Origin of the sequence: Bifidobacterium sp. UTCIF-38 (genome assembly GCF_006454495.1) — a bacterium.
Lineage (GTDB): Bacteria > Actinomycetota > Actinomycetes > Actinomycetales > Bifidobacteriaceae > Bifidobacterium > Bifidobacterium callitrichos.
The window spans coordinates 250782-273407 of record NZ_JFAL01000002.1 but is presented as its reverse complement, the minus strand read 5'-3'; the positions used below and the strand labels follow the sequence as shown (position 1 = coordinate 273407).

Sequence of the window (22626 nt, the reverse complement as noted above, 5' to 3'; positions counted from 1 at the left end):
TTGGAATTGCTGCGGAACATCAAAAAATCGCTGCTTGACAAGATGTTCGTGTGACGGGAGATAATCATGGACACGTTCGACATCGCCCGGCTTGATTCGTACCGGGAAAACAACCGCATCGAGGCGAAGGCCGCGAAGGGCGGATTGCCACGCAGCATGTGGGAAACCTACTCCGCGTTCGCCAACACCTACGGCGGAGTCATCCTGCTCGGCGTCAAGGAACGCGGTGACGGCACGTTCGAGACGGTAGGACTCACACGGCCCGAAGCCGAGCATCTGCGTCAGGATTTCTGGAACACGGTGAGCAACCGCTCCAAGGTGAGTGCCGTACTGCCCATCGAGTCCGAAGTCGAACTGCTGGAAACGGATGGCGGTGCAGTCGTCGCCATCCATGTTCCCCGCGCTCCACGCGAGGAGCGTCCCGTCCACATCAACAACGACCTCTACAACGGCACCTACCGCAGAAGAGGCGAAGGTGACTACCGCTGCACCAGAAGCGAAATCGTATCCATGGTGCGCGATCAGGCATCCGAAGGCATGGACGGCAAGGTACTTGACGAGTTCTCCGTCTCGGATCTCAACGCCGAAAGCATCAGAGGCTATCGCATGCGTTTCCAAACGGCGCATGCGCAGAGTTCGTGGAATCCCCTCGGGACCGAGCCGTTCCTGCGGGCCATCGGCGCCGCAGCCGTCAGTCGTGAGGATGGCAAGCTGCACCCCACACTTGCCGGCATGCTCATGTTCGGCAACGACTATGACATCCTCCGGGAATGCCCGAACTATTTCCTCGATTACCGTGAGGCGCTCGACCCGTCGATACGCTGGACCGACCGCGTACATTCAGGTGACGGATTATGGTCGGGCAACGTCTTCGACTTCTTCTTCCAGGTGAGCCGCAAGCTCACGTCGGTGCTCAAAGTGCCGTTCAAACTGGACGGTCTTTTCCGAGTGGATGATACCCCCATGCACAAGGCGGTCCGTGAGGCCTTGGCGAACTGCCTGTTCAACGCCGACTACTACGGCGTGCGTGGCGTGGTGGTGCGATGCGAACCGTCGCGTCTCGTCTTCGAGAATCCGGGGAACGTGCGAACGGGCGTCGAGCAGATGCGTCTGGGAGGCATGTCCGATCCGCGCAACGCCGGCATCATGAGGATGTTCGGGCTCATCGATGTAGGGGAGCGGGCCGGAACCGGCATACCCGATGTTTTCGCCACATGGGCGGAGGCGGGACTCCCCGAACCGCAGATCGAGGAGACGTTCGGCGAGGCGGAGCGAACGACGCTCACGCTTGAGCTCATTCCAGTGACGAATAATGAGCAGATAAACGAGCAGATAAGCACATCCGGTGAGCAGATAAACGTATCGGATGAGCAGATAAACGAGCAGATAAGCACATCCGGTGAGCAGATAACCAGTCGTCAGACAACGGTGATGGACACCATCACTGCGCAGCCGGACATTACGTATGATGAGCTTTCCCGCGCTGTGGGTGTGTCATCGGCCACCGTGCGCAGGGATGTCGATGTGCTGGTCGCTGCTGGTCTGCTCAAACGAGTAGGGTCGCGCAAATCGGGTCACTGGGAGATTCAAGGAGGAACGGGGCGATGATCTTCGACAGGGAATCGGAATTCGAGGAAAGCGTCATCTCGGTGCTCAAACAACACGGCTGGACGGACGGTGTGCTGCGCTATCCGACCGAGAAGGATCTGCTCGAGAACTGGAAGGGCATCCTCTACCGCAACAACTGCGGCGTGGACTGTCTCGGACAGTATCCTCTGACTGACGGCGAGATGGCGCAGATCCTCGAACAGATCGAGACGCTGCGCACACCGCTCGCCCTTAATTCATTCGTCAACGGGCGGACCATCTCCATCATGCGCGACAACAAGGAGGATACCGCGCACTTCGGCAAGGAGGTCAGTCTCTACATCTACGACCGCAGGGAGATCGCCGGCGGCAAAAGCGTCTACCAGATCGCCCAGCAGCCGGTCTACCCGGCTAGGAACAAGATGCTCGACTCGCGGCGCGGCGACATCACCTTGCTCATCAACGGCATGCCGCTCATCCACATCGAATTGAAGCGCAGCGGCATCCCGGTCAGTCAGGCGACCTGGCAGATCGAGAAATACGCGCATGAAGGCGTGTTCACCGGATTGTTCCGACTCGTGCAGATCTTCGTGGGTATGACCCCGGACGACGCCGTGTACTTCGCCAATCCTGGAGTCGACCGATTCAACCCGAGCTACTACTTCCACTGGGCTGATTTCAACAACGAGCCCATCTGCGGAGGCAACAAACCCGGCACCGACGAATGGAAGCGGTTCATCGGCGGCACATCGGGCACAGCCGGCCTGCTGTCCATCCCGATGGCCCATCAGCTCATCGGCTTCTACACCGTCGCCGACTCCTCGGACGGCTGCCTCAAGGTTCTGCGCAGCTACCAGTACATCGCCGCGAACGCCATATCCGACCGTGTGCGCACCTGTGATTGGGAGTCTCGCCCCGAGACGCCTGGGCGACGCGGCGGCTACGTATGGCATACCACAGGTTCGGGCAAGACCATGACCAGCTTCAAATCGGCGCAGCTCATCGCCGATTCGAAGGATGCGGACAAGGTCGTGTTCCTGATGGACCGCATCGAACTGGGTACGCAGTCGCTCAAGGAATACCGCAGCTTCGCCGACGACGAGGATGATGTGCAAGGCACTGAGAACACTGGTGTGCTGCGGGATCGCCTCACCAGTACCGATCCCAAGAACACGCTCATTGTCACCTCCATCCAGAAGATGAGCAACATCAAACCGGGAGAAGGCGGCGTCACCCAAGCCGAGCTCGACCGCATGGCGGCCAAGCGCATCGTCTTCATCGTGGACGAATGTCACCGTTCCACCTTCGGCGACATGTTGCAGGACATTCGCAGGTCCTTCCCCAACGCGCTGTACTTCGGGTTCACTGGAACGCCGATCCTCGATGAGAACCAGAAGAAGAACTCCACCACGTCCATGATTTTCGGCGGATGTTTGCACCGGTACAGCATCGCCGACGGCATCCGCGATCATAATGTGCTCGGGTTCGACCCGACCATGGTCACCACCTACAAGGATTCGGACGTACGAAAGGCCGTGGCTCTGGATCAGGCCAAGGCCGACAGCGTCGAGGAGGCGCTCGCCGACCCCACCAAGGCCGAGGTCTATGAGCGCTACATGAACAAGAACGAGGTGCCGATGGCTTCCTTGACCGATAACGGTGGACGGAAGATCACCGGCATCGAGGATTTCCTCGGGAACGACCAGTACGGTATCGGCAGTGAACACGAGGACATGGTGGTTGCGGACATCCTCGAACAGTTCCCCGTGCTGAGCCACGCGAACAAGTTCCACGCGATACTTGCCACCAGCTCCATCCCCGAGGCGATCGGCTACTATCGCCTCTTCAAGGAGCGTGCGCCTCAGCTGCGTATCACCGCGTTGTTCGACCCGAACATCGACAACAACGCTGGGGCGACCGTGAAAGAGAATGCTCTGTCCGAGATCATTGGCGACTACAACACGGCATACGGCAAGGAATTCACCATCCCGACATGGCCGGCCATGAAGAAGGACATCTCGACGCGCCTGTCGCACAAGACACCATACGGCGGAATCGACGCGAAACGCGATCAGCGTCTTGATCTGCTCATCGTCGTGGACCAGATGCTCACCGGGTTCGACTCGAAATGGGTGAACACGCTGTATCTGGACAAGGTCATCGAATACGAGAGCATCATCCAGGCGTTCAGCCGCACCAACCGGTTGTTCGGACCGGACAAGCCGTTCGGTGTCATCCGCTACTACCGCAAGCCGCATACCATGCGCCGCAACATCGAACGCGCGGTCAAGCTCTATTCCGGCGATCGTCCGCTCGACCTGTTCGTGCAGAAACTGCCGCAGAACGTGGCGGCCATGGATGCCCGCTACAAGGAGATCCTCGACGTGTTCTCCTCATCCGGGCACGGAGACCTGCGCCATCTGCCAGAATCGGAGGAGGCCAAACGCAAGTTCGCCAAGGAATTCATCGCATTGAACCGGTTCTTGGAATCGGCGAAGGTGCAGGGGTTCGATTGGGACAAGGAGTCGTACGCGATTACGGACGAGGACGGTAGCCAGACGATCGTGCGCCCCGAGCTCGACGAGCGCACCTATCTCATTTTGGCGAAACGTTATAAGGAACTGTTCGAGGGTGGTTCCGATGGCAATGAGACCGGTGGAGGTGATATGGAGGCGCCGTACGAACTGGACGGCTATCTGACCGCCATCGACACCGGTCCGATCGACACGGACTACATGAACGCCAACTTCACCAAATGGCTCAAGGCGCTGCGCGAGGACAGCCCCGAGCTGGAACAGGCATCCGAACTGCTGCATCGGTCGTTCGCCACGTTGTCCGCAGACGAGCAGCGACTGGCGGAACTGTTCCTGCACGACGTGGAACGTGGCGATGTGGGCGTGGAGGACGGCATGACGCTGCGCGACTACATCACCCGATATTCTCGCCGGGAGAAAGAAGAGCAGATAGGCAAGCTTGTCGACCGATTCGGTGTTGAGCGTTCGCTGGTGGAGGAGTTCACTGGCAAACTCGTCAACGAAACGAACATCAACGAGTTCGGACGACTGGACGCACTGTTCAACTCGGTCGACAAGAAACGTTCGAGGAACACACTCGAGGCATACCTGCACACGGCCATATCGCAGCCAAAGGTGAACAGGACGGTGCGTACCCTGCTGCGTCGCTTTGTGCTCGAAGGTGGTTTCGACGTCGACGCGGAAATCATGAACAGCGTCAAATCCGGTACAAAGGCTGCCTAACTGCCTAACTATGGATACCTCTCGTTGAGAGGGCGCTTCGCGAGAGGTATCCATCGGATGACGGCAGTGGCATCTCGTTATGCCTTGTTCAGCGAGAGGTTTCGGGCTGATGACGGCAATACGATCCTGGCACAGTCCTCAGTGTCGCTTCGACCGCCCCCTCGACCGATAGTCCTCGCGTACGTCTTGGAACACGGCGGTGGCGGAGGCCGCTTCGAGCCTCACGCCTCCTCGTACGGCCGTCGCGGCGCGTGACACGGCAGCGAACGATGATTTGACCCCTTGCCCATCGGCATGGAAATCGGCGGCGCATTGGGGCGCGATGCCGAAATCATCCGCCGTTTGCACGGCGTCGATGTTGGCGCCGAGGAATACGAATTCCCAGTGATATCGGGTGCGTTCCAACTCGATCATGCTGCGTATTCGCCGCAGCGAATACCGACGGCTCGCATTCTCGTACCCGTCGGTGATGATGACGAACAGCACATGGTCGGCGCGGAAAGCCTCCGCGGTATGGCGTTGCACGGAGACGATGCGGTCGATGGTCGAGCCGATCGCATCGAGCAGTGCGGTGCTGCCTCGCGCCCAGTAGTCGTGGGGCGTCAGGTCCTTCACCGCGTGCAGGTCGATGTGATCGTGCAACGTCTCCAGACGATTGTCGAACAGTACGGTCGTCACCGTGCATGTCCCTGTGATGGCTCGTTGCTTGGCAAGCATGGCGTTGAACCCGCCGATGGTGTCCGATTCAAGCCCGGACATCGATCCGCTGCGATCCACCACGAATACCAGTTCCGTTCGTTCCGATCCTGTGTGAATGGTGTCGGTGCGGTCGTCGCTGCCGATACCGTGCTTCAGCTGTTCCATCATGATGCGTTCCTTTCGTTCATCTCCGGCGCTTTGCCGGTGATGAGACGAGCATCGCATCATGGAGGAGGGCATGGGTCGCTTTGCAGGCGACATCGCAGTGACGCGATGTCCGACGGACCAGACTGTCACTGCCCAAGCAGCGGCTGGTCGTACCGGAACAGGACCTCGTTGATGGTGAGCACATCGAACACGCCATGGGTGATGAAGAATTCGACGATCACGTCGAATTTCACGCTGTGGGATAGCGCGTAGCCGGCGCATGCCAGCAGATCATCAGTCTCGTCGAGATCGAGTCGCAGCGCGATCGCCAGTGCGAGCACCGTTTTCTTGCCGGGCATGTACCCATTGCCGCATCGTATTTTCGAAAACAGTTTCCTGCTGATATTGGCTCGTTTGTACACATCCACATCGCTCAATCCCTTGGAGTCGATGAGCCGCAAGAGGATCACGTTGAACGGTTCGTCCAGATCGGCAAGCACATCGCGTTGCGAATAGTGGGGAGCGCTTACCGGTGCGGCCGATCGTGGTGTCGGGCTCAGGCTCGTCACGGATTGCGCCAGGGGAGTCGGTGATTCCAGACGAAGCTCCGACTCGCCGTCGTTGACGATGTCATCGTTCGGATAGCCGAGTTCGCGCATCGCCATCATGCGCCTACGTCGACTATCGGTGTGGCTGGCTACGTAATGGTCGTCGATGTATGCCCGCAGCTGCCGGTCGAACGCGGTTCCCGCGGCGAAGGCCTCATTGTCGAACACGCACAGGTATACGTCGAGATCCGTTCGATCGGCCGGATCGTCGCCATGGTCCGGGTCATCCCGCTTCGGCGTCTCCTCCGGTGTCTCCTCTGAAGAATCCAGGAAGCGCCGGATTTCGTCGACGGCGACGTCGAGCGCCTGCGCCTTCGGATAGCCGTAGATGCCGCTCGAAATCAGGGGGAACGCGATACCGCTGCACTTGAGACGCACCGCCAGAGTCAGCGAATTGCGATAGCAGGCGCGCAGGAGCGTCTCCTCACCGTGATCGCCGCCCTGCCAGACCGGTCCGGCAGTGTGGATCACGTACCGCGCCGGCAGGTCGAAGCCTGCAGTCGCCACGGCCTGCCCGGTTCGGATGGGGGAGAGGCGGTCACACGCCTTCTGCATGCGAGATGCGCCGGCCGCGCGGAAGATCGCCCCGCACACGCCGCCTCCCATGCGCAGCGCGGTGTTCGCCGCGTTGACGACGGCGTCCACATCCAAGCGTGTGATGTCCTGCCGAACCAGGTGCAACGGCATGACGGTCTCCCTCATGCGATACCTCGATACGCTCATCGATACACTCAATAGGATATCCGCGGATATTCATCGCAAACGGATTCATCCCCATGAATCCCGACGCTATGTAGCGCAACGCTGATAGTCTGGCATACGGTCGAAAACGCATAGCAACCCAAGCAACCAGCATCGTAAAGGAGCAGCATATGGCCGAAAACACCGAACATCTCGCCCTGTGGGGCGGCCGCTTCACCTCCGGTCCGTCCGCCGAGCTCGCCCGTCTGTCCAAGTCCACCCAGTTCGACTGGCGACTCGCGGACGACGACATCGCCGGCTCGCGCGCCCACGCCCGCGCGCTCGGCCGCGCCGGGCTCCTCACCGACGAGGAGCTCAAGCGCATGGAGGACGCGCTCGACACCCTCCAGCGACACGTCGACGACGGCAGCTTCGCCCCGATCGAGGACGACGAGGACGAGGCCACCGCACTGGAGCGCGGCCTCATCGACATCGCCGGCGACGAGCTCGGCGGCAAGCTCAGGGCCGGCCGCTCCCGCAACGACCAGATCGCCTGCCTGATCCGCATGTGGCTGCGCCGCCACTCGCGCGTCATCGCGAAGCTCCTGCTCGACCTCGTCAACGCCCTCATCGCCCAGAGCGAGAAGGCCGGCCGCACCGTCATGCCCGGCCGCACCCACATGCAGCACGCCCAGCCCGTGCTGCTCGCCCACCAGCTCATGGCCCACGCCTGGCCGCTGCTGCGCGACGTCGAACGCCTCGTCGACTGGGACAAGCGCATCAACGCCTCCCCGTACGGCTCCGGCGCGCTCGCCGGCAACACGCTCGGCACCGATCCGGAGGCCGTCGCCCGCGAGCTCGGCTTCTCCCGCGTGACCGACAACTCGATCGACGGCACCGCCTCGCGCGATCTCGTCGCCGAATTCGCGTTCGTCGCCGCGATGACCGGCGTCGACATCTCCCGTCTGAGCGAGGAGATCATCATCTGGAACACGCAGGAGTTCGCCTTCGTCAAGCTCGACGACGCCTACTCCACCGGCTCCTCGATCATGCCGCAGAAGAAGAACCCGGACATCGCCGAGCTGGCGCGCGGCAAGTCCGGACGACTGATCGGCGATCTGACCGGTCTGCTCGCCACCTTGAAGGGTCTGCCCACCGCGTACGCGCGCGATCTGCAGGAGGACAAGGAGGCCGTGTTCGACCAGGTCGACACGCTCGAGGTGCTGCTGCCCGCGTTCACCGGCATGGTGCGTACCATGCGCTTCGACGCCGACCGTCTCGAGGCCGAGGCGCCGACCGGCTTCGCGCTCGCCACGGACATCGCCGAATGGCTCGTCAAGAACGGCGTGCCGTTCCGCCACGCCCACGAGCTCTCCGGCGCATGCGTGAAGATCGCCGAGGGCCGCGGCCAGGAGCTGTGGGATCTGACCGACGAGGACTTCATCTCCACCTTCGCGGCGTTCCTGCCCGCGGACAAGGCGCCGGGCGTGCGCGAGGTGCTCTCCAGCCACGGTTCGGTCGACTCCCGCAACGGCAAGGGCGGCACCGCCTACGGCCGCGTGCGCGAGCAGATCGTCGACGCCAAGCGCGAGCTGGAGGAGCTCAGGGTCTTCGCCGACTCCACCTCCGACGGCCCGTCCTACAAGACTCCGGGCACGTTCTGACGGTTGTCATCGTCGCCATCTAGACTGGGCCTCATAACGAACGGGAGCCGAAAGGCTGAGAGGAAGTGCAAAGCTTCGACCGGGGAACTTGACGCGGGTCATGCCGCCGTAAGGAATCGTTGTTCATGATTTCCTGCCGTCCATCCGATCATACGGAGCCGGTTCCTCGACTCAGTCGGAACGCGGATCGTTCGCCGAAAGACCCATAACTGAACAACTCATAATCTAGCCATGCGAGCGCGGGATCCGCGGTCGTTACTCGTCCGGCTGCGAATCCGGCGCACGCATGGTCGCATGTCAGGGCACATGGATGGGCGCACCACTTAGGGTACGGCTTACATTCGTGCGCCCTTTTTCATACCGGTCATGCCGGCTCATGCGGTCGTCGTGCCATACACGGCTGCCGCAGGAGATATGGAGGGCATGCCCTACGAACACCGAAAGGGGTGGAGCATATGCAGGTCAACGGGGAGCAGGTCACGTTGGAGGCGCCGGTCAGCGTCGCCGAATACCTCGACGCGCACGGATACCGGGCGGGCCGCGTGGCCATCGAACTCAACGGGGAGATCATCCCGCGCGAGCGTCGCGAGGAGACGATGCTCGATGACCAGTGCGTCATGGAGATCGTGCAGTTCGTTCAGGGCGGGTGAGGCGTAGAGCGTCTCGCAACCACATCAATACACCAATGAAGGCAATGAAGGGAAACATCATGAGCAACATCAATCCGGTCACCGAGGCATCCGTCGAAGCCACGCCGCTGCCGCCGCAGCCGGCGGTCGTCAACCCGGTCGGCACCTCCGCGCCGATCCTGCCCGTCGAGGACAAGCCGCTGAACCTCGGCGGCCACGAGTTCCAGTCCCGTTTCATCCTCGGCTCCGGCCGCTACGACCTGAACCTCATCAAGGCCACCGTCGAGCACGCCGGCACGCAGATCGTCACGATGGCGCTGCGCCGCGCGACCACCACCGAGAACAGCGTCCTCGACTACATCCCCGAAGGCATCACGCTCCTGCCGAACACGTCCGGCGCGCGCAACGCCGAGGAGGCCGTGCGCATCGCCCGCCTTGCCCGCGAGGTGTGCCACACCGACTTCGTCAAGGTCGAGATCGAACACGAGACCAAGTACCTCCTGCCGGACAACGCCGAGACGATCCGCGCCACCGAGATGCTCGCGAAGGAGGGATTCGTGGTCATGCCGTACATGTTCCCCGATCCGATCGCCGCGCGTCAGCTCGAGGAGGCCGGCGCCGCCGCGGTCATGCCGCTCGGCTCGCTGATCGGCTCCAACATGGGTCTGCGCATGCGCGACTTCATCGAGATCATCATCGCGAACGCCCATGTGCCGGTCATCATCGACGCCGGCATCGGCCGCCCCAGCCAGGCGTGCGACGCGATGGAGATGGGCGCGGACGCGGTCATGGCGTACACGGCCGTCGCCTCCGCGGGCAACATCCCGCTCATGGCCGAGGCGTTCAAGCACGCGATCGACGCCGGCCGTGCGGCCTACCTGTCGGGCCTCGGCAAGGTGACCGAAGGCCACGCCGTGCCGTCCAGCCCGACCACCGGCTACCTGCACTGAGAGAGCCGAATTAATTAGGAGGCATCTGGCATGGCGTTCTCGGACGAACAGCTCGAACGGTATTCCCGTCATCTGATATTGCGCGGCGTCGGCGTCGCAGGGCAGAAGCGGCTGCTCGCCGCAAGCGTCCTCATCGTCGGCGCGGGCGGGCTCGGCTCGCCGGTCGCGCTCTATCTGGCGGCAGCCGGCGTCGGGCGAATCGGCATCGTCGACGGCGATACGGTCGACCTGAGCAACCTGCAGCGCCAGATCATCCACACCACCGCGAACGTCGGCGAACCGAAGGCGGAGTCGGCCGCCGCCTCGGTTCGCGCGATCAACCCGGACGTGACCGTCGAGACCTACGACGAGCCGGTCGACGCCGGCAACATCGCCGATCTCATCGCCCGATACGATCTGGTGATCGACGCGACCGACAACTTCTCGGCCAAGTTCCTCATCAACGACGCCTGCGTGCTGGCGGGCAGGCCGTTCATCCATGCGGGCGTCGTCGGATTCGCCGGTCAGGTGATGACCGTCGTGCCAGGGCATGGCCCCTGCTACCGATGCATCTTCGGCGACATGCCGGCCGCCGGCGAGGTGCCGACCTGCCGCGAGGCGGGCGTGCTCGGCGCGGTCGTCGGCGTGATCGGCAGCCTCGAGGCCACCGAGGCGCTCAAGCTCATCATCGGCGTGGGCGAGCCGCTGGTCGGACGCATGCTCACCGTCGACGCGCTGACGATGAACATCCGGCGCGTCCCGCTTCCGGACCACGTACCCGACTGTCCGGTGTGCGGCGACAGGCCGACGATCACCACGCTCGACCCGGACAACTACATCCAGCCGGCCTGCGCGATCTGAGATCCGAACGTTCCGGACGAATCCATACGAAGGGGAAGAAGAACAGCACATGTCCATTGCGTTGCAGCTTCACGCGAATGATGCCGATGTCTCCGATACGGCGGACGACGGGCCGGCGTTCCGGCGCATCGGCCCGGCCGAATTCGCCGCGATCGTCGCCTCGGAAACGAGGGGAGAGGGGAAGGCCGTCACGCTGCTTGACCTGCGCGAACCGGCCGACGTGGCCGCCTACCCGATCGAGGGCGCCATCAACGCGCCCCTCGACCCGCTGGCCAAGGTGCTCAAGACCGTGCCGAAGACGCGTACTGTCGTCGTCTACTGCACCGAGGGCTGGTGGAGCGAGGAGGTCGCCGAGATCCTCGCCGACCGCGGTTACGACGTGGCGAGCCTCGAGGGAGGGTTCCGCGCCTACCGCGAATACGCCGAGTCGCACGGACTGGCGTAAAGCGGCTCGCGGGGCGATCGCCGGTGAATGGCGACTTCGGGCAACATGAACGCAAATGGTGAAGGCCCGGTGGAAATCGTTCCGAGGGATGAAAGCCCAAGCCACGGGACGACCGTACAATCGGTCCTGACATCGCTCGACATGTCCCGTGTGACCGTCGAGCGACCGCGCAATCCCCGCACATCGCAAACCCGCAAAGGACCGAACCGTGGCACGTCTGCTCACACGCACGCAGATTCAGGAACTGGTGGCCGTACACGGCCGTGAAGTCATCGAACACAGGCACATGCAGATCGAACGGCGCTGCTTCCAGCACGGCAACGTCTCCACGTTCGCCCATTCGATCCGCGTGGCGTGCCTCGCGGTGTGGATCGCCGACCGGGCGCACCTGTGGCGTCGCGTCGACCTGAAATCGCTGATCCGCGCCGCCCTGCTGCACGACTACTTCCTGTACGACTGGCACGATTGGGACGACGGCGAACACCGCCTGCACGGCTTCACCCATGGTGGCGCCGCCCTGCGCAACGCCCTGCGGGACTTCCGTCTCAACGCGATCGAACGCGATTCGATCGCCAACCACATGTTCCCGATGACCCCCACGCCCCCGCGGTACGTCGAGGGGTATCTCGTCACGATCGCCGACAAGCTCTCGGCCACGCGCGAGACGCTTTCGCTCGACCGGTTCAACAAGGGCGAGGTGCCTGCGTGATCCTCACGGTCGAATACCTGTTCCTGTGGTTCCTGTTCTACAGCTTCTGCGGCTGGGTGTACGAGTCGATCCTCGTGTCCGTTCAGGAGCGGCGCCCCGTCAACCGTGGCTTCCTCAACGGACCGCTGTGCCCGATCTACGGCACCGGCGCGGTGTTGGGCGTCGTCGTGCTCGGCGAGGTCCGCAATCCGATCCTCCTGTTCGTCATCTCGGCCGTCGGCGCGTGCCTGCTCGAATACGTGACCTCGTGGGCGATGGAGCTGCTGTTCCACGCACGCTGGTGGGATTACTCGAACTTCCCGTTCAACCTCAACGGACGCATCTGCCTGTACGGCGCGCTGATCTTCGGCATCGGGGGAGTGGTGATCGTCGACGTGGTCCAGCCCGAGGTGGCGCGTGTCACCGCCATGATCCCGATCATGGTGATCCACTGGCTGTTCGTCACGTTGTTCGCGCTGACCGTGGCCGACACGATCATCACCGTGATCGGCATCATCGACCTCGAGGACAGCCTCGAACGGTTCAAGGCGGTCGCGGCCAGATACAGCGGCGCGATGCGCGAAAGGGTCGGCGATATGGTCGACGGCGCATCCGATGCATTCGGCGACGCGTTCAACGGCGCGCCGGGCAGATTCGGCGATATGGTCGGCGAATCCCTGCGCTCAGGCCGGCAGATGTCGTCCGAACTCATGGTGCGTCTTCGCGAGACCGCCGACTCCGTGTTCAACCGTCAGCAGCGTCGTATGATCGCCTCGTTCCCGAAGCTGCGCACCGTGCGCAACAACGAGACGCTCGAGCAGCTGCGCGAGGCGTTCAGGCAGCTGCGCCGCGGCGAGGGCCGCAGGTAGCTCCTCTTTTACGGCCCCCTGACGAATAGAGCTGTCGGCCTGTTCTGCGACACTGTAAGACGCATTATGCCCACAATTCGATAGGGAGACAAAGGTTATGGCTCACGTCATCGACTTCAAAGAGGCGGGATTCGACACCCTGCTCGATGAACTGGAATGGCGCGGTTTGATTTCCCAGTCCACGGACCGGGATCGACTCGCGGCGGCATTGAACGGAGAGCCGATCACCTATTATTGCGGGTTCGATCCGACGGCCGCGTCCCTGCACATCGGCAACCTCGTCCAGCTCATCAACATGCGTCACCTGCAGGCGGCGGGTCACCACCCGATCGCCCTGGTCGGCGGCGCCACCGGTCTGATCGGCGATCCTCGCCAGTCGGGCGAGCGCACGCTCAACCCGAAGGACGTGGTGGCCGGCTGGGCCGAGAGGCTGAAGAAGCAGATCGGCGGCATCCTCGTCACCGACGGCGCCAACCCGGTGCGCTTCGTGTCCAACTACGACTGGACCGCGCAGATGAACGTCATCGACTTCCTGCGCGATGTCGGCAAGAACTTCCGACTCGGCACGATGCTCGCCAAGGACACCGTGGCCCGTCGTCTCAACTCGGAGGACGGCATCTCCTTCACCGAGTTCAGCTACCAGGTGCTGCAGGGCAACGACTTCCTCCACCTGTACGACGAATACCACTGCACGCTCGAGCTGGGCGGCTCCGACCAGTGGGGCAACCTCACCTCCGGCCTTGACCTGATCCACAAGGTGCGCGGGGTGGACGTCAACGTGTTCACCAGCCCGATCATCACCGACGCGCAGGGCAAGAAGTTCGGCAAGTCCGAGGGCAACGCCGTGTGGATCGATCCGACGATGCTCTCGCCGTACAAGTTCTACCAGTTCTGGATCAACCGCCCGGACGTGGAGATGGAGAGCCTGCTCAAGGCGTTCACCTTCCTGCCGAAGGCCGAGATCGAACGACTGGTCGAGGAGTCGAAGACCAATCCGGGCAAGCGCGAGGCGCAGAAGGCGCTCGCTTGGGAGGTCACCAGCTTCGTGCACGGCGAGGCCGCGACGCAGGCCGCGATCGACGCCTCCTCCGCACTGTTCGGCCGCGGCGGCGACCTGAACACGATCGACGATGACACGCTCGAATCCGTACTCGACGGCTTCAAGGTCGTCGACGAGAACGGCGAGCACGTCTTCCCGTCCGCGGCGGCCGGCGATCGCGTGATCGACGCCGCCCAGAGCGCAGGCCTGTTCAAGACCGCGTCCGAGGCGCGCCGCGCGATCAAGTCCGGCGGCGTCTACCTCAACAACGAGCGTGTCGAGGACGAGGAGGCCGTGCTCGGCGAGGGCGACTTCCTCCAGGGGCGCTTCGCGCTGATCCGCCGAGGCAAGAAGGCCCTCGGCGCCGTCGAGAGGCACTGATCCGATACGCGGTCCCCGGTGGAACATCGGGGACCGCCTGCATGCGGGGCGCGGCATCGCCTTCCACGGCGGTTGCATGGCGCTTCCCACATAACCGTTTTTTCATTTGATTGTTTGGGGATCCACTCTTCGATTACGGATCCACACGAGGAAAGGCATACATATGGCAGAAGGCAACGAGCGTTCCGGAAAGTCGTTCGGCGGACGCAAGGGCGGCTACGGTCACGGAGGTTCCGGTTCGGGCCGTCCGTCCGGCCGCGGCGGCAAGGGCTTCAAGCCGCGCGGCAACGGCGGCAAGTCGTTCGGCGGCTCCCGCGGCGGCTACGGCAAGTCCGGCGGCCGCGACGGCGGCGAGGGCGGTTTCCGCAAGGACTTCCACAAGTCCGGCGGCTTCCGCAAGGATGGCGATCGCGATTTCCGTCGTGAGGATCGTCAGGGTGCCGGTGAGGGCGGCGAGCGTCGCGAGTTCCACAAGGGGCCGCGTCAGGACGGCGGTTTCCGCGGCAATGGCCGTGGCGGCTACGGCGCCGGCAAGGGCGGTTTCCGCAAGGACTTCCACAAGTCCGGCGGCTTCCATAAGGATGGCGATCGCGATTTCCGTCGTGAGGATCGTCAGGGTGCCGGTGAGGGCGGCGAGCGTCGCGAGTTCCATAAGGGCCCCCGCCAGGAAGGTGGTTTCCGCAAGGACGGCGGTTTCCGCAAGGACTTCCACAAGGGCCCGCGTCGTGACGGCGATCGCGGCGGCTTCCGCCGTGACGGCGGCAAGGGCGGTTTCCGCAAGGATGGTGATCGCGATTTCCGTCGTGACGACCGTCGTGAGGGTGCCGGTGAGGGCGAGGAGCGTCGCGAGTTCCATAAGGGCCCCCGCAAGGAGGGCGGTTTCCGCAAGGACTTCCACAAGGGCCCGCGCCACGACAACGGCAACCCGCGCTACCAGCGCGACGATCGCCGCGACGACCGCGGCAACCGCGACCAGCAGAACGTCGAGCGCCGTTCGTTCACCGACGAGGAGAAGCGCGAATACCGCGAGCACAAGCGCACCGAGTACATGAGCCGTCCGCGCCGCAACTCCGACGGCACGATGAGCTTCCCCTCGCAGAACCCGTACACCGATCGTCGTCCGAACGAGCCGAAGATGCCGAAGGGCCTCGTGTGGGCCATGCTCTCCAAGGACGAGCGCGAGCGTCTGCGCGGCCTGTCCAAGGAGCACGCCGAGAACATCGGCCTGCACATCCTGGCCGCCTACACGCTCATCGAGGACGATCCGCAAGCCGCGCTCGAGCACGCCCAGTGGGCCGCCAAGCAGGCCTCCCGCATCGACTTCGCACGCGAGACGCTCGCCTTCATCGCCTACCGCAAGGGCGACTACAAGCTCGCCCTGCGCGAGTTCCGCACCGCGTACCGCATGAATGGCTTCACCGATTACCTGCCGTTCATCGCCGACTGCGAGCGTGGTCTCGGCAACCCGAAGAAGGCCATCGAGATCGTCTCCTCCGACGACGCGAAGATGCTGCGCGGCGAGTCCAAGGCCGAGATGTTCCTCGTCTACGCCGGTGCGCTCGCCGACCTGAAGCTGTGGGACAAGGCCATCGAGATCGTGCACACCCTCGGCCGTTCCAAGGGTCTGCCGGGCGCCTACCGCATGCGTGCGCTGCAGGCCGAGCAGCTGTTCCTCGAGGAGGCCGGACGCAACGACGAGGCCATCGACCTCGATCAGGTCATCGAGAAGCTCGAGGACCAGTACGCCGACTTCGACGAGGACGAGGAGAGCGACGACGTGGTCATCGACCACGATCTGGAGCATCTGGAGGATCCGGAGATCCTCGAGAAACTCGGCATCACCGAGGAGGACGCCGAATACGCGCCCGAGGACGACGCCAACCATGGCGACGAGTCGTCCGAGAGCGTCGACGGCGAATCCGCCGACGAGGACGAGACGCAGGCCCCGGCCGAGGAGGTCGTGGACGGCGCCGAGTCGGACGACGAGCCCGAATCCGACGAGACGGAGAAGGTCGAGGAGCACGCCGAGGCGGAGTCCGACGAGCCGAGCGAGCAGACCGAGGCATGAGCGAGACCGGCATGACGACGCGATTGCTCAAAGGCACCACGAAGCCGCTCGCCGAGGCCTACCAGCTTGCGCTGCTCGACCTTGACGGCGTGGTCTACCGTGGCAAGAACCCGGTCGAATACGCCGCCGACTCGATCCGTGCGGCCGAACGGGCCGGCATGACCATCGAGTACACGACGAACAACTCGTCGCGTTTCCAGAGGGTCGTCGCCGACCAGCTCAGGGGCTTCGACCTCGACGTCGAACCCTGGCAGGTCATCACCTCGTCCGTGGTGGCCGCGCGCATGGTCGCCAAGGCCGTGCCCGCCGGCTCAACGGTGCTGGTCGTCGGCGCCGAGCACCTGCGCGAGGAGGTCACCCGCGCCGGACTCGTCGTCACCGACGACCCGCAGGCGCATCCGACCGCCGTCATCCAGGGATGGTTCCCGGAGATGACCTGGCAGATGATGGCCAACGCCGCGTTCGCGGTCGAGGCGGGTGCCACGTACTTCGTGACCAACCGCGATCTGACGATTCCGCGCGAGCTCGGCATCGCCCCGGGCTGCGGTTCGATGATCCGTGCCGTGATCGCCGCCACCGGCGTCGAACCGGTCGCCTCCGCCGGCAAGCCGGAATCGTTCATGTACGACGAGGCGCGCGAGCTCAACGCCTCCGAGGGCTTCGATCTTGTGCCCAAGGAGCATTCGATCGCGATCGGCGATCGTCTCGACACCGACATCGAGGCGGGCAACCGCGGCGGCTACGATTCGCTCGCGGTCCTCACCGGCGTCACCAACCCACACGAGCTCATGCTCGCTCCTGCGCACCTGCGCCCCACCTACATCGCGCCGGATCTGCGCGCACTGGGCGAGGTCATGCCCGAGCCCGTCGATCAGGGCGGTGGCCGCTGGACGTGCGGCGAGGCGAGCGCCGCGTTCGACGCCGCCTCCGGCACGATCGCCGTCTGCGACGCGACCTCGGTCGACGCGCTGCGCGCCGCCGTCTGCGCCGCATGGCAGGCCGCCGACTCGGGCGCGGACATGAGCGCGATCGACCTGCCGGAGTTCGCGCTGTGAGCGTGACTCCCGCCAACCCCGACGACGAACGGTCGCTGCGGGATCCGCTGATCGAACGGTTCCCGCAGCTCGCCGACATCGGAAGCATGGATGACGATCGACGCATCGACGCGCTGCGCGGCGTGCTCGACGATCTGCAGCACGAACTCGACGCGATCGGCAGCGGTCCGGACGCGTCCCACGGGCGGGGTGCGCACCATGGGTGACGTCGAATTCAACACGTCCGGCCCGGCCGGCGACATGCCCGACATGCCCGACCGACTCGATCTGTGGCTCGTCGCCGGGGGAGTGGTCGACTCGCGCTCCAAGGCGCAGCGGCTCATCAGGGCCGGCAAGGTCACCGTCGACGGCAGGGTCGTGACCAAGCCGTCGTTCGCAGTCGGCGCCGCCGCCACTGCTGGTGGCACCGACACGTCGGGCGCTGACGGCGATACGTCTCGCATGCGCATCGTCGTCGACAAGGGCGACGACTACGTCTCGCGAGGCGCGTACAAGCTCGTCGGCGCCTTCGACCGGTTCGCGGCCGAGGGTCTTGCCGACCCCGCGGGCCTTGATTGTCTTGACATCGGCGCGTCCACCGGTGGATTCACTCAGGTGCTGCTGCGCCGCGGCGCCGCGCATGTCATCGCGCTCGACGTCGGCCACGGTCAGCTCGACCCTCGTGTCGCCGGCGATGCGCGCGTCATTGAGATGAGCGGCGTCAACATCCGCGACGTCGAGGCCGACGACCTGCCCTACCGTCCGGCGATGATCGTCTCCGACGTCTCCTTCATCTCCCTTAAGTACGTGATTCCGGTGATCGCCCGCATAGCCGCACCGGGCGCGCGCGTCGTGCTGCTCGTCAAACCGCAGTTCGAGGTCGGCCGCGAGGGACTTGACCGGCATGGCATCGTCGAAAGCGAGTCCCTGCGCAGACAGGCGCTCGACGACATCGTCGCATGCGCGCGCGAACACGGGCTCGACGTCGTGGCGACGGCCCCAAGCCCCATCGAGGGCACCCACGGCAACGCCGAATGGCTGCTCTACGCCGTGTGCCGGTCCTGACCGACCCCGGTCCGGGCCCTTCATCCACGCCTCGAGTCACGATGGAGCCATGTCCGACCATGATTTCGATGAGAGTGAGGCGAACGGCGACACATCCCGAGGACTGTCATGGTGGTTCTCCTCGGGATTGTCCCTGGGATCGGCAGGCGGGGCGGGGAATCGCCGTTCACAGCACCGCGAGCCGTTGCGCGATCGGATGCTGGCACGGCCCGGCACCCTCACCATCAGCTATTTCGGTCTGCTGACGTTCACCATCACCATGCTGCTCCTCCTGCCCGCATCCTCGCGTCAGGAGGGATCGACCTCGTTCCATGTGGCGTTCTTCACCGCGATCTCCGCGTTGTCGACCTGCGGCATTCCGGTGGTCGACATGACCGAGCATTGGACGATCTTCGGTCAGGCCATCATCCTCATCGCCATCCAGATGGGCGGCATCGGCGTGATGACGTTCGCATCCCTCATCATGATCGTCACCAACCAGCGGCTGCGCGTCTCCCAGCAGCTGGTGACGGCCCACGAGCTCGGCACCTCGAAGATCGGCGAGACGCGCGGCGTGCTGTCCATCGTGCTCGGCACCACGGTCCTCATGGAGTTCATCACCTTCCTCGTGCTGTTCCCCCCGCTCCTCAAGCTCAACGATTTGCAATGGCGGCGCACGGCGTGGGAATCGCTTTTCTACGCGGTCGCCGCGTTCAACAACACCGGGTTCACGCCGGATGCGGCCGGTCTGCACGTCGACCATTGGGGCGTCGGACTGCCGATTCTGATCAGCGCCTTCTGCGGCACGCTCGGCTTTCCGGTGATCCTCGATCTGCTGCGTTCGTTCCGCTACCGGATCCGTCCGCGGTCCTGGACGCTCAACACGAAGATCACGCTGTCGGCGACGTTCATCATCGTCGGCGTCTCGCTGGCGTGGTTCCTGCTCGACGAGTGGAACAACCCGTTCCTGTTCGGCAACGCGGACGTACCCACCCGTCTGCGCGGCGCGCTGTCCGTGGCCGTGGCGCCGCGCACCTCCGGCTTCGACCTGTCGTGGGTGCCGCAGGTGAGCGAGACCACGAAGGTGTACATGTGCCTGATCATGTTCATCGGCGGCGGCAGCTCATCCACGGCCGGCGGCATCCGCGTGACCACGTTCGCCCTGCTGGTGATGACGATGGTCTCGACGTTCCGCGGACGCGGCGAGGTGAACGCGTTCCACCGCCATATCCCGGACCGCGTGCTCAAGACCGCGGTGAGCGTGACGATGTCCTGCGCGACGGTGGTGCTCGTCGCCTCGATCGCCCTCATGCAGGTGACCGGACGATCGCTGACCGACACGCTGTTCGAGACGTGCTCCGCGTTCAGTCTCGGCGGATACACGCTGGGGGTCGCCGACGCCGGCAACACGCCGTCGCTCTACATCCTCGCCGCGGTGATGGCGTTCGGCCGCATCGGCCCGATGACCATCGCCTACGCGATCAACAAGACCCGTTCCGAGGACGACACCGTCATCCACTACCCGCAGGAGGCCGTCTCCGTCGGCTAGTCCCTGCAAGAGTGGACGTTATTCCCTTGGCTCCCCTTGTCAGGGGAGCCGGACCCGCGTGAAAAAGCGGTCGTCACCCCCGGATGAACTTGTCGATCTGATCCTCCTTGCCCATGAGCACCAGCTCGTCGTTGCGGTGCATGACGAGCTCCTTGGAGCCGTACTGGAACTCCCTGCCCGGCGATTTGATGCCGACCACGGTGATGCCGTAGCGCTCGTGCACCTTCGCGTCCTCGATCGACTTGCCGGCCACATGCGAGGGCGTGTGGATCTTGACGACCGTGTGCGCGCCCTCGATCTCGATGTAGTCGAGGTAGTTGCCGGAGACCAGATGACCCACGCGCTTGCCGGCGTCGGTCTCCGCGTTGATGATGTGCCGGGCGCCGATGCGCTGCAGGATGCGCGCATGCTCCACGGACACGGATTTCGCCCACAGGTCGATCACGCCGGCGTCGAGCAGGTTGCCGGTGGTGATCACCGACGCCTCGACGCTGTCGCCGATCGCGACGACCGCCGTGTCGAACTGGGAGGCGTCGATCTGCTCGATGGCCTGCACGTCGGTCATGTCCGCCTGGATCACGGGCAGGCGGGCCGACCAGCGTGCCACCAGCTCCGGATCCTTGTCCACGGCGAGCACGTCCTGACCCACCGCGTCAAGCGTCGTCGCCACCGCGCTGCCGAAGCGTCCCAGCCCCACGACCAGTACGCTCTTGCCTGTCTTCGCCATCGGTTGCCCCTTTCCTCGTGGTTTGCCCTGTGCCTTGCCTGAAGTCCCTTGGATCCTTCCGACCAGTCTCGCCAGCCAGGTTCCGTCGTCCGTCATCCGACCACCACCGTTTCGCTTGGATATCGTATCGCCTCGGGCGATCGCGGACGGCTGATCGAATAGGCGATGGTCATCGGCCCCAGACGGCCGACGACCATCGCGGCGGCGAGAATGGCCAGCGCCGCCGGATTGTCCTCGCGTGCAACACCCACCGTATACCCGCCCAGACCGAACGCCGAGCAGGAGTCGAACAGCGCGTCGGTCAGCGACGCGCCGGAGACCAGCATCAGCGCCAGCGAGCAGACGAACACCAGCATCAGACACGTGGTGGTGATGCTCACCGCCGTCATCGCCACGCGCGTGTGGATGCGTCTGCGGAACGCGTTGACGTCCCTGCGCCCGGTGAACGAGGCGCGGCATACGAGCAGGATGATCGCGAACGTCGTCACGCGGATGCCGCCGGCCGTCGACGTGCTGCCGCCGCCGATGAACATGATCGCGCTCATGAACACCTTCGTCGGCTCGCTCACCTGCGGCACCCACGTCAGGTCGAATCCGGAGGAGCGGGGCATGACGGCCGCGACCATCGCGTACCGCATGCGCGTGTTGACGTCCGCGTCCTTGAACAGGAACGGATTGTCCCATTCGACCAGGAGGAACCAGGTCAGGGAGAGCGCCACGATCAGGAACGTGCCCATCAGGGTGATCTTCGTGTGCAGGCTCCACTTGCGCGGCGGCAGATGACTGCGGCCGCAGCGGATCAGGTTGAGGATCACCGGGAAGCCGAGCGTGCCGCAGAACGCGGACATCATGATCGGCAGTCCCACGCCCCAGCTGTTGACGTGCAGGCCCGCGTTGTCCGGCGTGAAGCCCGCGTTGTTGTACGACATGACCGCGAAGAACAGCGACTCCCACAGGGACTTGCGCCAGTCGCCCGAATTGACGTTGAGCAGGCCCGGGAACAGCGCCACGAACGTGATCGCCTCGATCATCAGGGAGACGGTGAGGACCACGCTCAGCACGCCCCGGATCTCGCTGAGCTTCGTGGTGCCGAGTTCGGTGGCGGTCAGCAGCCGCTGCGCCGCCTTCATGTGCCGGTTGATCGCCAGCGTGATCAGCGAGGCGAACGTCATCACGCCGATGCCGCCGAGCTGGACGGAGACGAGCAGCACCGCCTGTCCGAACAGCGTCCAGTGCGTCGTCGAGTTGACGATCGAGATGCCGCATGTAGACAGTGCGGAGACGGCGGTGAACAGCGCGGTAGAGAACGTCGTCGTCTCGCCCCTCGGCGTGGACGGCGGGATCATGAGCAGGGTGGTCGAGACGACCACCAGCACGAGGAAGTACAGTATGGTCAGCTGCCCCGGGCGGGAGACCATGTGCTGGACGAAGCCGCGTGCGTGCGTGCGCCGGTCCTCGTCGGCGGCCTTCGCGAACGAATTGCCGGAGAACCACCAGGCGAAGCCGCGCGAGGATTCGCGGTTCGAGGAGGATTCGTCAAAGACGGGGTTCGTCATTCGTCTCCCTCTCGCGCGGCGTGCGCGATGCACCTTGCTAACGGATTCCTTACGCCTCGCATTGTATGCCCCATGCTCCCCACCGTGCGTTGGCTGCGTCTGCCTGGCGCCGGCGAGGTGATAGGCAACAACATCCCGGCCAGCGTGTTCCGCTCTTCGCTCGC

At 64.1% G+C, this 22626-nt stretch carries 19 protein-coding genes and 1 riboswitch; of the genes, 15 read left to right on the top strand and 4 right to left on the bottom strand.

Annotation, left to right across the window (positions count from 1 at the left end):
- Positions 1-66: 66 nt before the first annotated feature.
- Both BW11_RS01730 and BW11_RS01725 read left to right on the top strand, forming a co-directional pair.
- Positions 67-1608, top strand: a complete 1542-nt coding sequence (locus tag BW11_RS01730; protein WP_140444441.1) for an RNA-binding domain-containing protein — start codon at positions 67-69, stop codon at positions 1606-1608.
- Complete coding sequence (locus tag BW11_RS01725; protein WP_140444440.1) at positions 1605-4844, top strand: type I restriction endonuclease subunit R; 3240 nt, start codon at positions 1605-1607, stop codon at positions 4842-4844. Before BW11_RS01730 ends, BW11_RS01725 begins: the two co-directional genes overlap by 4 nt.
- 138 nt (positions 4845-4982) lie before the next feature.
- Here BW11_RS01725 and BW11_RS01720 read toward each other — a convergent pair whose 3' ends face one another.
- Both BW11_RS01720 and BW11_RS01715 read right to left on the bottom strand, forming a co-directional pair.
- Positions 4983-5711 carry a vWA domain-containing protein gene (locus tag BW11_RS01720; protein ID WP_258184471.1) on the bottom strand — a complete coding sequence of 243 codons (729 nt, stop codon included), beginning with the start codon at positions 5709-5711 and terminating at the stop codon, positions 4983-4985.
- Between the two features lie 125 nt (positions 5712-5836).
- Entirely contained in the window at positions 5837-6985 is a 1149-nt protein-coding gene (locus tag BW11_RS01715) for a macro domain-containing protein (protein WP_140444439.1), read from the bottom strand.
- 185 nt (positions 6986-7170) lie between these two features.
- Here BW11_RS01715 and argH point away from each other — a divergent pair, with 185 nt between their 5' ends.
- The 13 genes from argH (at position 7171) to BW11_RS01650 (ending at position 20179) form a co-directional block, all read left to right on the top strand.
- Positions 7171-8643 (top strand): argininosuccinate lyase, encoded by a 1473-nt coding sequence (argH, locus tag BW11_RS01710; protein ID WP_043165461.1) that lies wholly within the window; start codon positions 7171-7173, stop codon positions 8641-8643.
- Between the two features lie 30 nt (positions 8644-8673).
- Positions 8674-8776, top strand: a riboswitch (TPP riboswitch).
- 322 nt (positions 8777-9098) lie between these two features.
- Positions 9099-9293: a sulfur carrier protein ThiS gene (gene thiS, locus BW11_RS01705; protein WP_043165460.1), complete on the top strand. Its 195-nt coding sequence runs from the start codon at positions 9099-9101 to the stop codon at positions 9291-9293.
- A gap of 59 nt (positions 9294-9352) precedes the next feature.
- Positions 9353-10222: a thiazole synthase gene (locus tag BW11_RS01700; RefSeq protein WP_081887440.1), complete on the top strand. Its 870-nt coding sequence runs from the start codon at positions 9353-9355 to the stop codon at positions 10220-10222.
- Between the two features lie 30 nt (positions 10223-10252).
- Positions 10253-11062: a thiazole biosynthesis adenylyltransferase ThiF gene (thiF, locus tag BW11_RS01695; protein WP_140444438.1), complete on the top strand. Its 810-nt coding sequence runs from the start codon at positions 10253-10255 to the stop codon at positions 11060-11062.
- A 49-nt stretch (positions 11063-11111) separates the two neighbouring features.
- Positions 11112-11507 carry a rhodanese-like domain-containing protein gene (locus tag BW11_RS01690; RefSeq protein ID WP_140444437.1) on the top strand — a complete coding sequence of 132 codons (396 nt, stop codon included), beginning with the start codon at positions 11112-11114 and terminating at the stop codon, positions 11505-11507.
- A gap of 208 nt (positions 11508-11715) precedes the next feature.
- Entirely contained in the window at positions 11716-12216 is a 501-nt protein-coding gene (locus BW11_RS01685) for an HD domain-containing protein (RefSeq protein ID WP_140444436.1), read from the top strand.
- A complete protein-coding gene (locus tag BW11_RS01680) occupies positions 12213-13064 on the top strand; it encodes a putative ABC transporter permease (protein ID WP_181162445.1) in 852 nt (283 codons plus the stop codon). The genes BW11_RS01685 and BW11_RS01680 overlap by 4 nt, the downstream gene beginning before the upstream one ends.
- A 97-nt stretch (positions 13065-13161) precedes the next feature.
- Entirely contained in the window at positions 13162-14484 is a 1323-nt protein-coding gene (gene tyrS, locus BW11_RS01675) for a tyrosine--tRNA ligase (RefSeq protein WP_140444435.1), read from the top strand.
- A gap of 163 nt (positions 14485-14647) precedes the next feature.
- Positions 14648-16552: a tetratricopeptide repeat protein gene (locus tag BW11_RS01670; protein WP_140444434.1), complete on the top strand. Its 1905-nt coding sequence runs from the start codon at positions 14648-14650 to the stop codon at positions 16550-16552.
- Positions 16549-17607 (top strand): HAD-IIA family hydrolase, encoded by a 1059-nt coding sequence (locus tag BW11_RS01665; RefSeq protein ID WP_181162444.1) that lies wholly within the window; start codon positions 16549-16551, stop codon positions 17605-17607. Before BW11_RS01670 ends, BW11_RS01665 begins: the two co-directional genes overlap by 4 nt.
- Entirely contained in the window at positions 17604-17813 is a 210-nt protein-coding gene (locus tag BW11_RS01660) for a hypothetical protein (protein ID WP_043260107.1), read from the top strand. The genes BW11_RS01665 and BW11_RS01660 overlap by 4 nt, the downstream gene beginning before the upstream one ends.
- On the top strand, positions 17806-18651 hold the full coding sequence (locus BW11_RS01655) for a TlyA family RNA methyltransferase (protein WP_375137615.1): 846 nt from the start codon (positions 17806-17808) through the stop codon (positions 18649-18651). The genes BW11_RS01660 and BW11_RS01655 overlap by 8 nt, the downstream gene beginning before the upstream one ends.
- Before the next feature lie 49 nt (positions 18652-18700).
- Positions 18701-20179 (top strand): TrkH family potassium uptake protein, encoded by a 1479-nt coding sequence (locus BW11_RS01650; protein WP_140444433.1) that lies wholly within the window; start codon positions 18701-18703, stop codon positions 20177-20179.
- A gap of 73 nt (positions 20180-20252) precedes the next feature.
- Here the strand turns inward: BW11_RS01650 and BW11_RS01645 are convergent, their stop codons facing one another.
- Both BW11_RS01645 and BW11_RS01640 read right to left on the bottom strand, forming a co-directional pair.
- Positions 20253-20906 carry a TrkA family potassium uptake protein gene (locus BW11_RS01645; protein ID WP_140444432.1) on the bottom strand — a complete coding sequence of 218 codons (654 nt, stop codon included), beginning with the start codon at positions 20904-20906 and terminating at the stop codon, positions 20253-20255.
- A gap of 92 nt (positions 20907-20998) precedes the next feature.
- Entirely contained in the window at positions 20999-22462 is a 1464-nt protein-coding gene (locus tag BW11_RS01640; RefSeq protein ID WP_043165448.1) for a TrkH family potassium uptake protein, read from the bottom strand.
- Between the last annotated feature and the right edge of the window lie 164 nt (positions 22463-22626).

What these genes read in the sequence shown, in the direction of transcription:
- BW11_RS01730 (WP_140444441.1), top strand. Translation starts at nt 67, where the DNA reads ATGGACACGTTCGACATCGCCCGGCTTGATTCGTACCGGGAAAACAAC.
- BW11_RS01725 (WP_140444440.1), top strand. Translation starts at nt 1,605, where the DNA reads ATGATCTTCGACAGGGAATCGGAATTCGAGGAAAGCGTCATCTCGGTG.
- BW11_RS01720 (WP_258184471.1), bottom strand. Translation starts at nt 5,711, where the DNA reads ATGATGGAACAGCTGAAGCACGGTATCGGCAGCGACGACCGCACCGAC.
- BW11_RS01715 (WP_140444439.1), bottom strand. Translation starts at nt 6,985, where the DNA reads ATGCCGTTGCACCTGGTTCGGCAGGACATCACACGCTTGGATGTGGAC.
- argH (WP_043165461.1), top strand. Translation starts at nt 7,171, where the DNA reads ATGGCCGAAAACACCGAACATCTCGCCCTGTGGGGCGGCCGCTTCACC.
- thiS (WP_043165460.1), top strand. Translation starts at nt 9,099, where the DNA reads ATGCAGGTCAACGGGGAGCAGGTCACGTTGGAGGCGCCGGTCAGCGTC.
- BW11_RS01700 (WP_081887440.1), top strand. Translation starts at nt 9,353, where the DNA reads ATGAGCAACATCAATCCGGTCACCGAGGCATCCGTCGAAGCCACGCCG.
- thiF (WP_140444438.1), top strand. Translation starts at nt 10,253, where the DNA reads ATGGCGTTCTCGGACGAACAGCTCGAACGGTATTCCCGTCATCTGATA.
- BW11_RS01690 (WP_140444437.1), top strand. Translation starts at nt 11,112, where the DNA reads ATGTCCATTGCGTTGCAGCTTCACGCGAATGATGCCGATGTCTCCGAT.
- tyrS (WP_140444435.1), top strand. Translation starts at nt 13,162, where the DNA reads ATGGCTCACGTCATCGACTTCAAAGAGGCGGGATTCGACACCCTGCTC.
- BW11_RS01670 (WP_140444434.1), top strand. Translation starts at nt 14,648, where the DNA reads ATGGCAGAAGGCAACGAGCGTTCCGGAAAGTCGTTCGGCGGACGCAAG.
- BW11_RS01665 (WP_181162444.1), top strand. Translation starts at nt 16,549, where the DNA reads ATGAGCGAGACCGGCATGACGACGCGATTGCTCAAAGGCACCACGAAG.
- BW11_RS01655 (WP_375137615.1), top strand. Translation starts at nt 17,806, where the DNA reads ATGGGTGACGTCGAATTCAACACGTCCGGCCCGGCCGGCGACATGCCC.
- BW11_RS01650 (WP_140444433.1), top strand. Translation starts at nt 18,701, where the DNA reads ATGTCCGACCATGATTTCGATGAGAGTGAGGCGAACGGCGACACATCC.
- BW11_RS01645 (WP_140444432.1), bottom strand. Translation starts at nt 20,906, where the DNA reads ATGGCGAAGACAGGCAAGAGCGTACTGGTCGTGGGGCTGGGACGCTTC.
- BW11_RS01640 (WP_043165448.1), bottom strand. Translation starts at nt 22,462, where the DNA reads ATGACGAACCCCGTCTTTGACGAATCCTCCTCGAACCGCGAATCCTCG.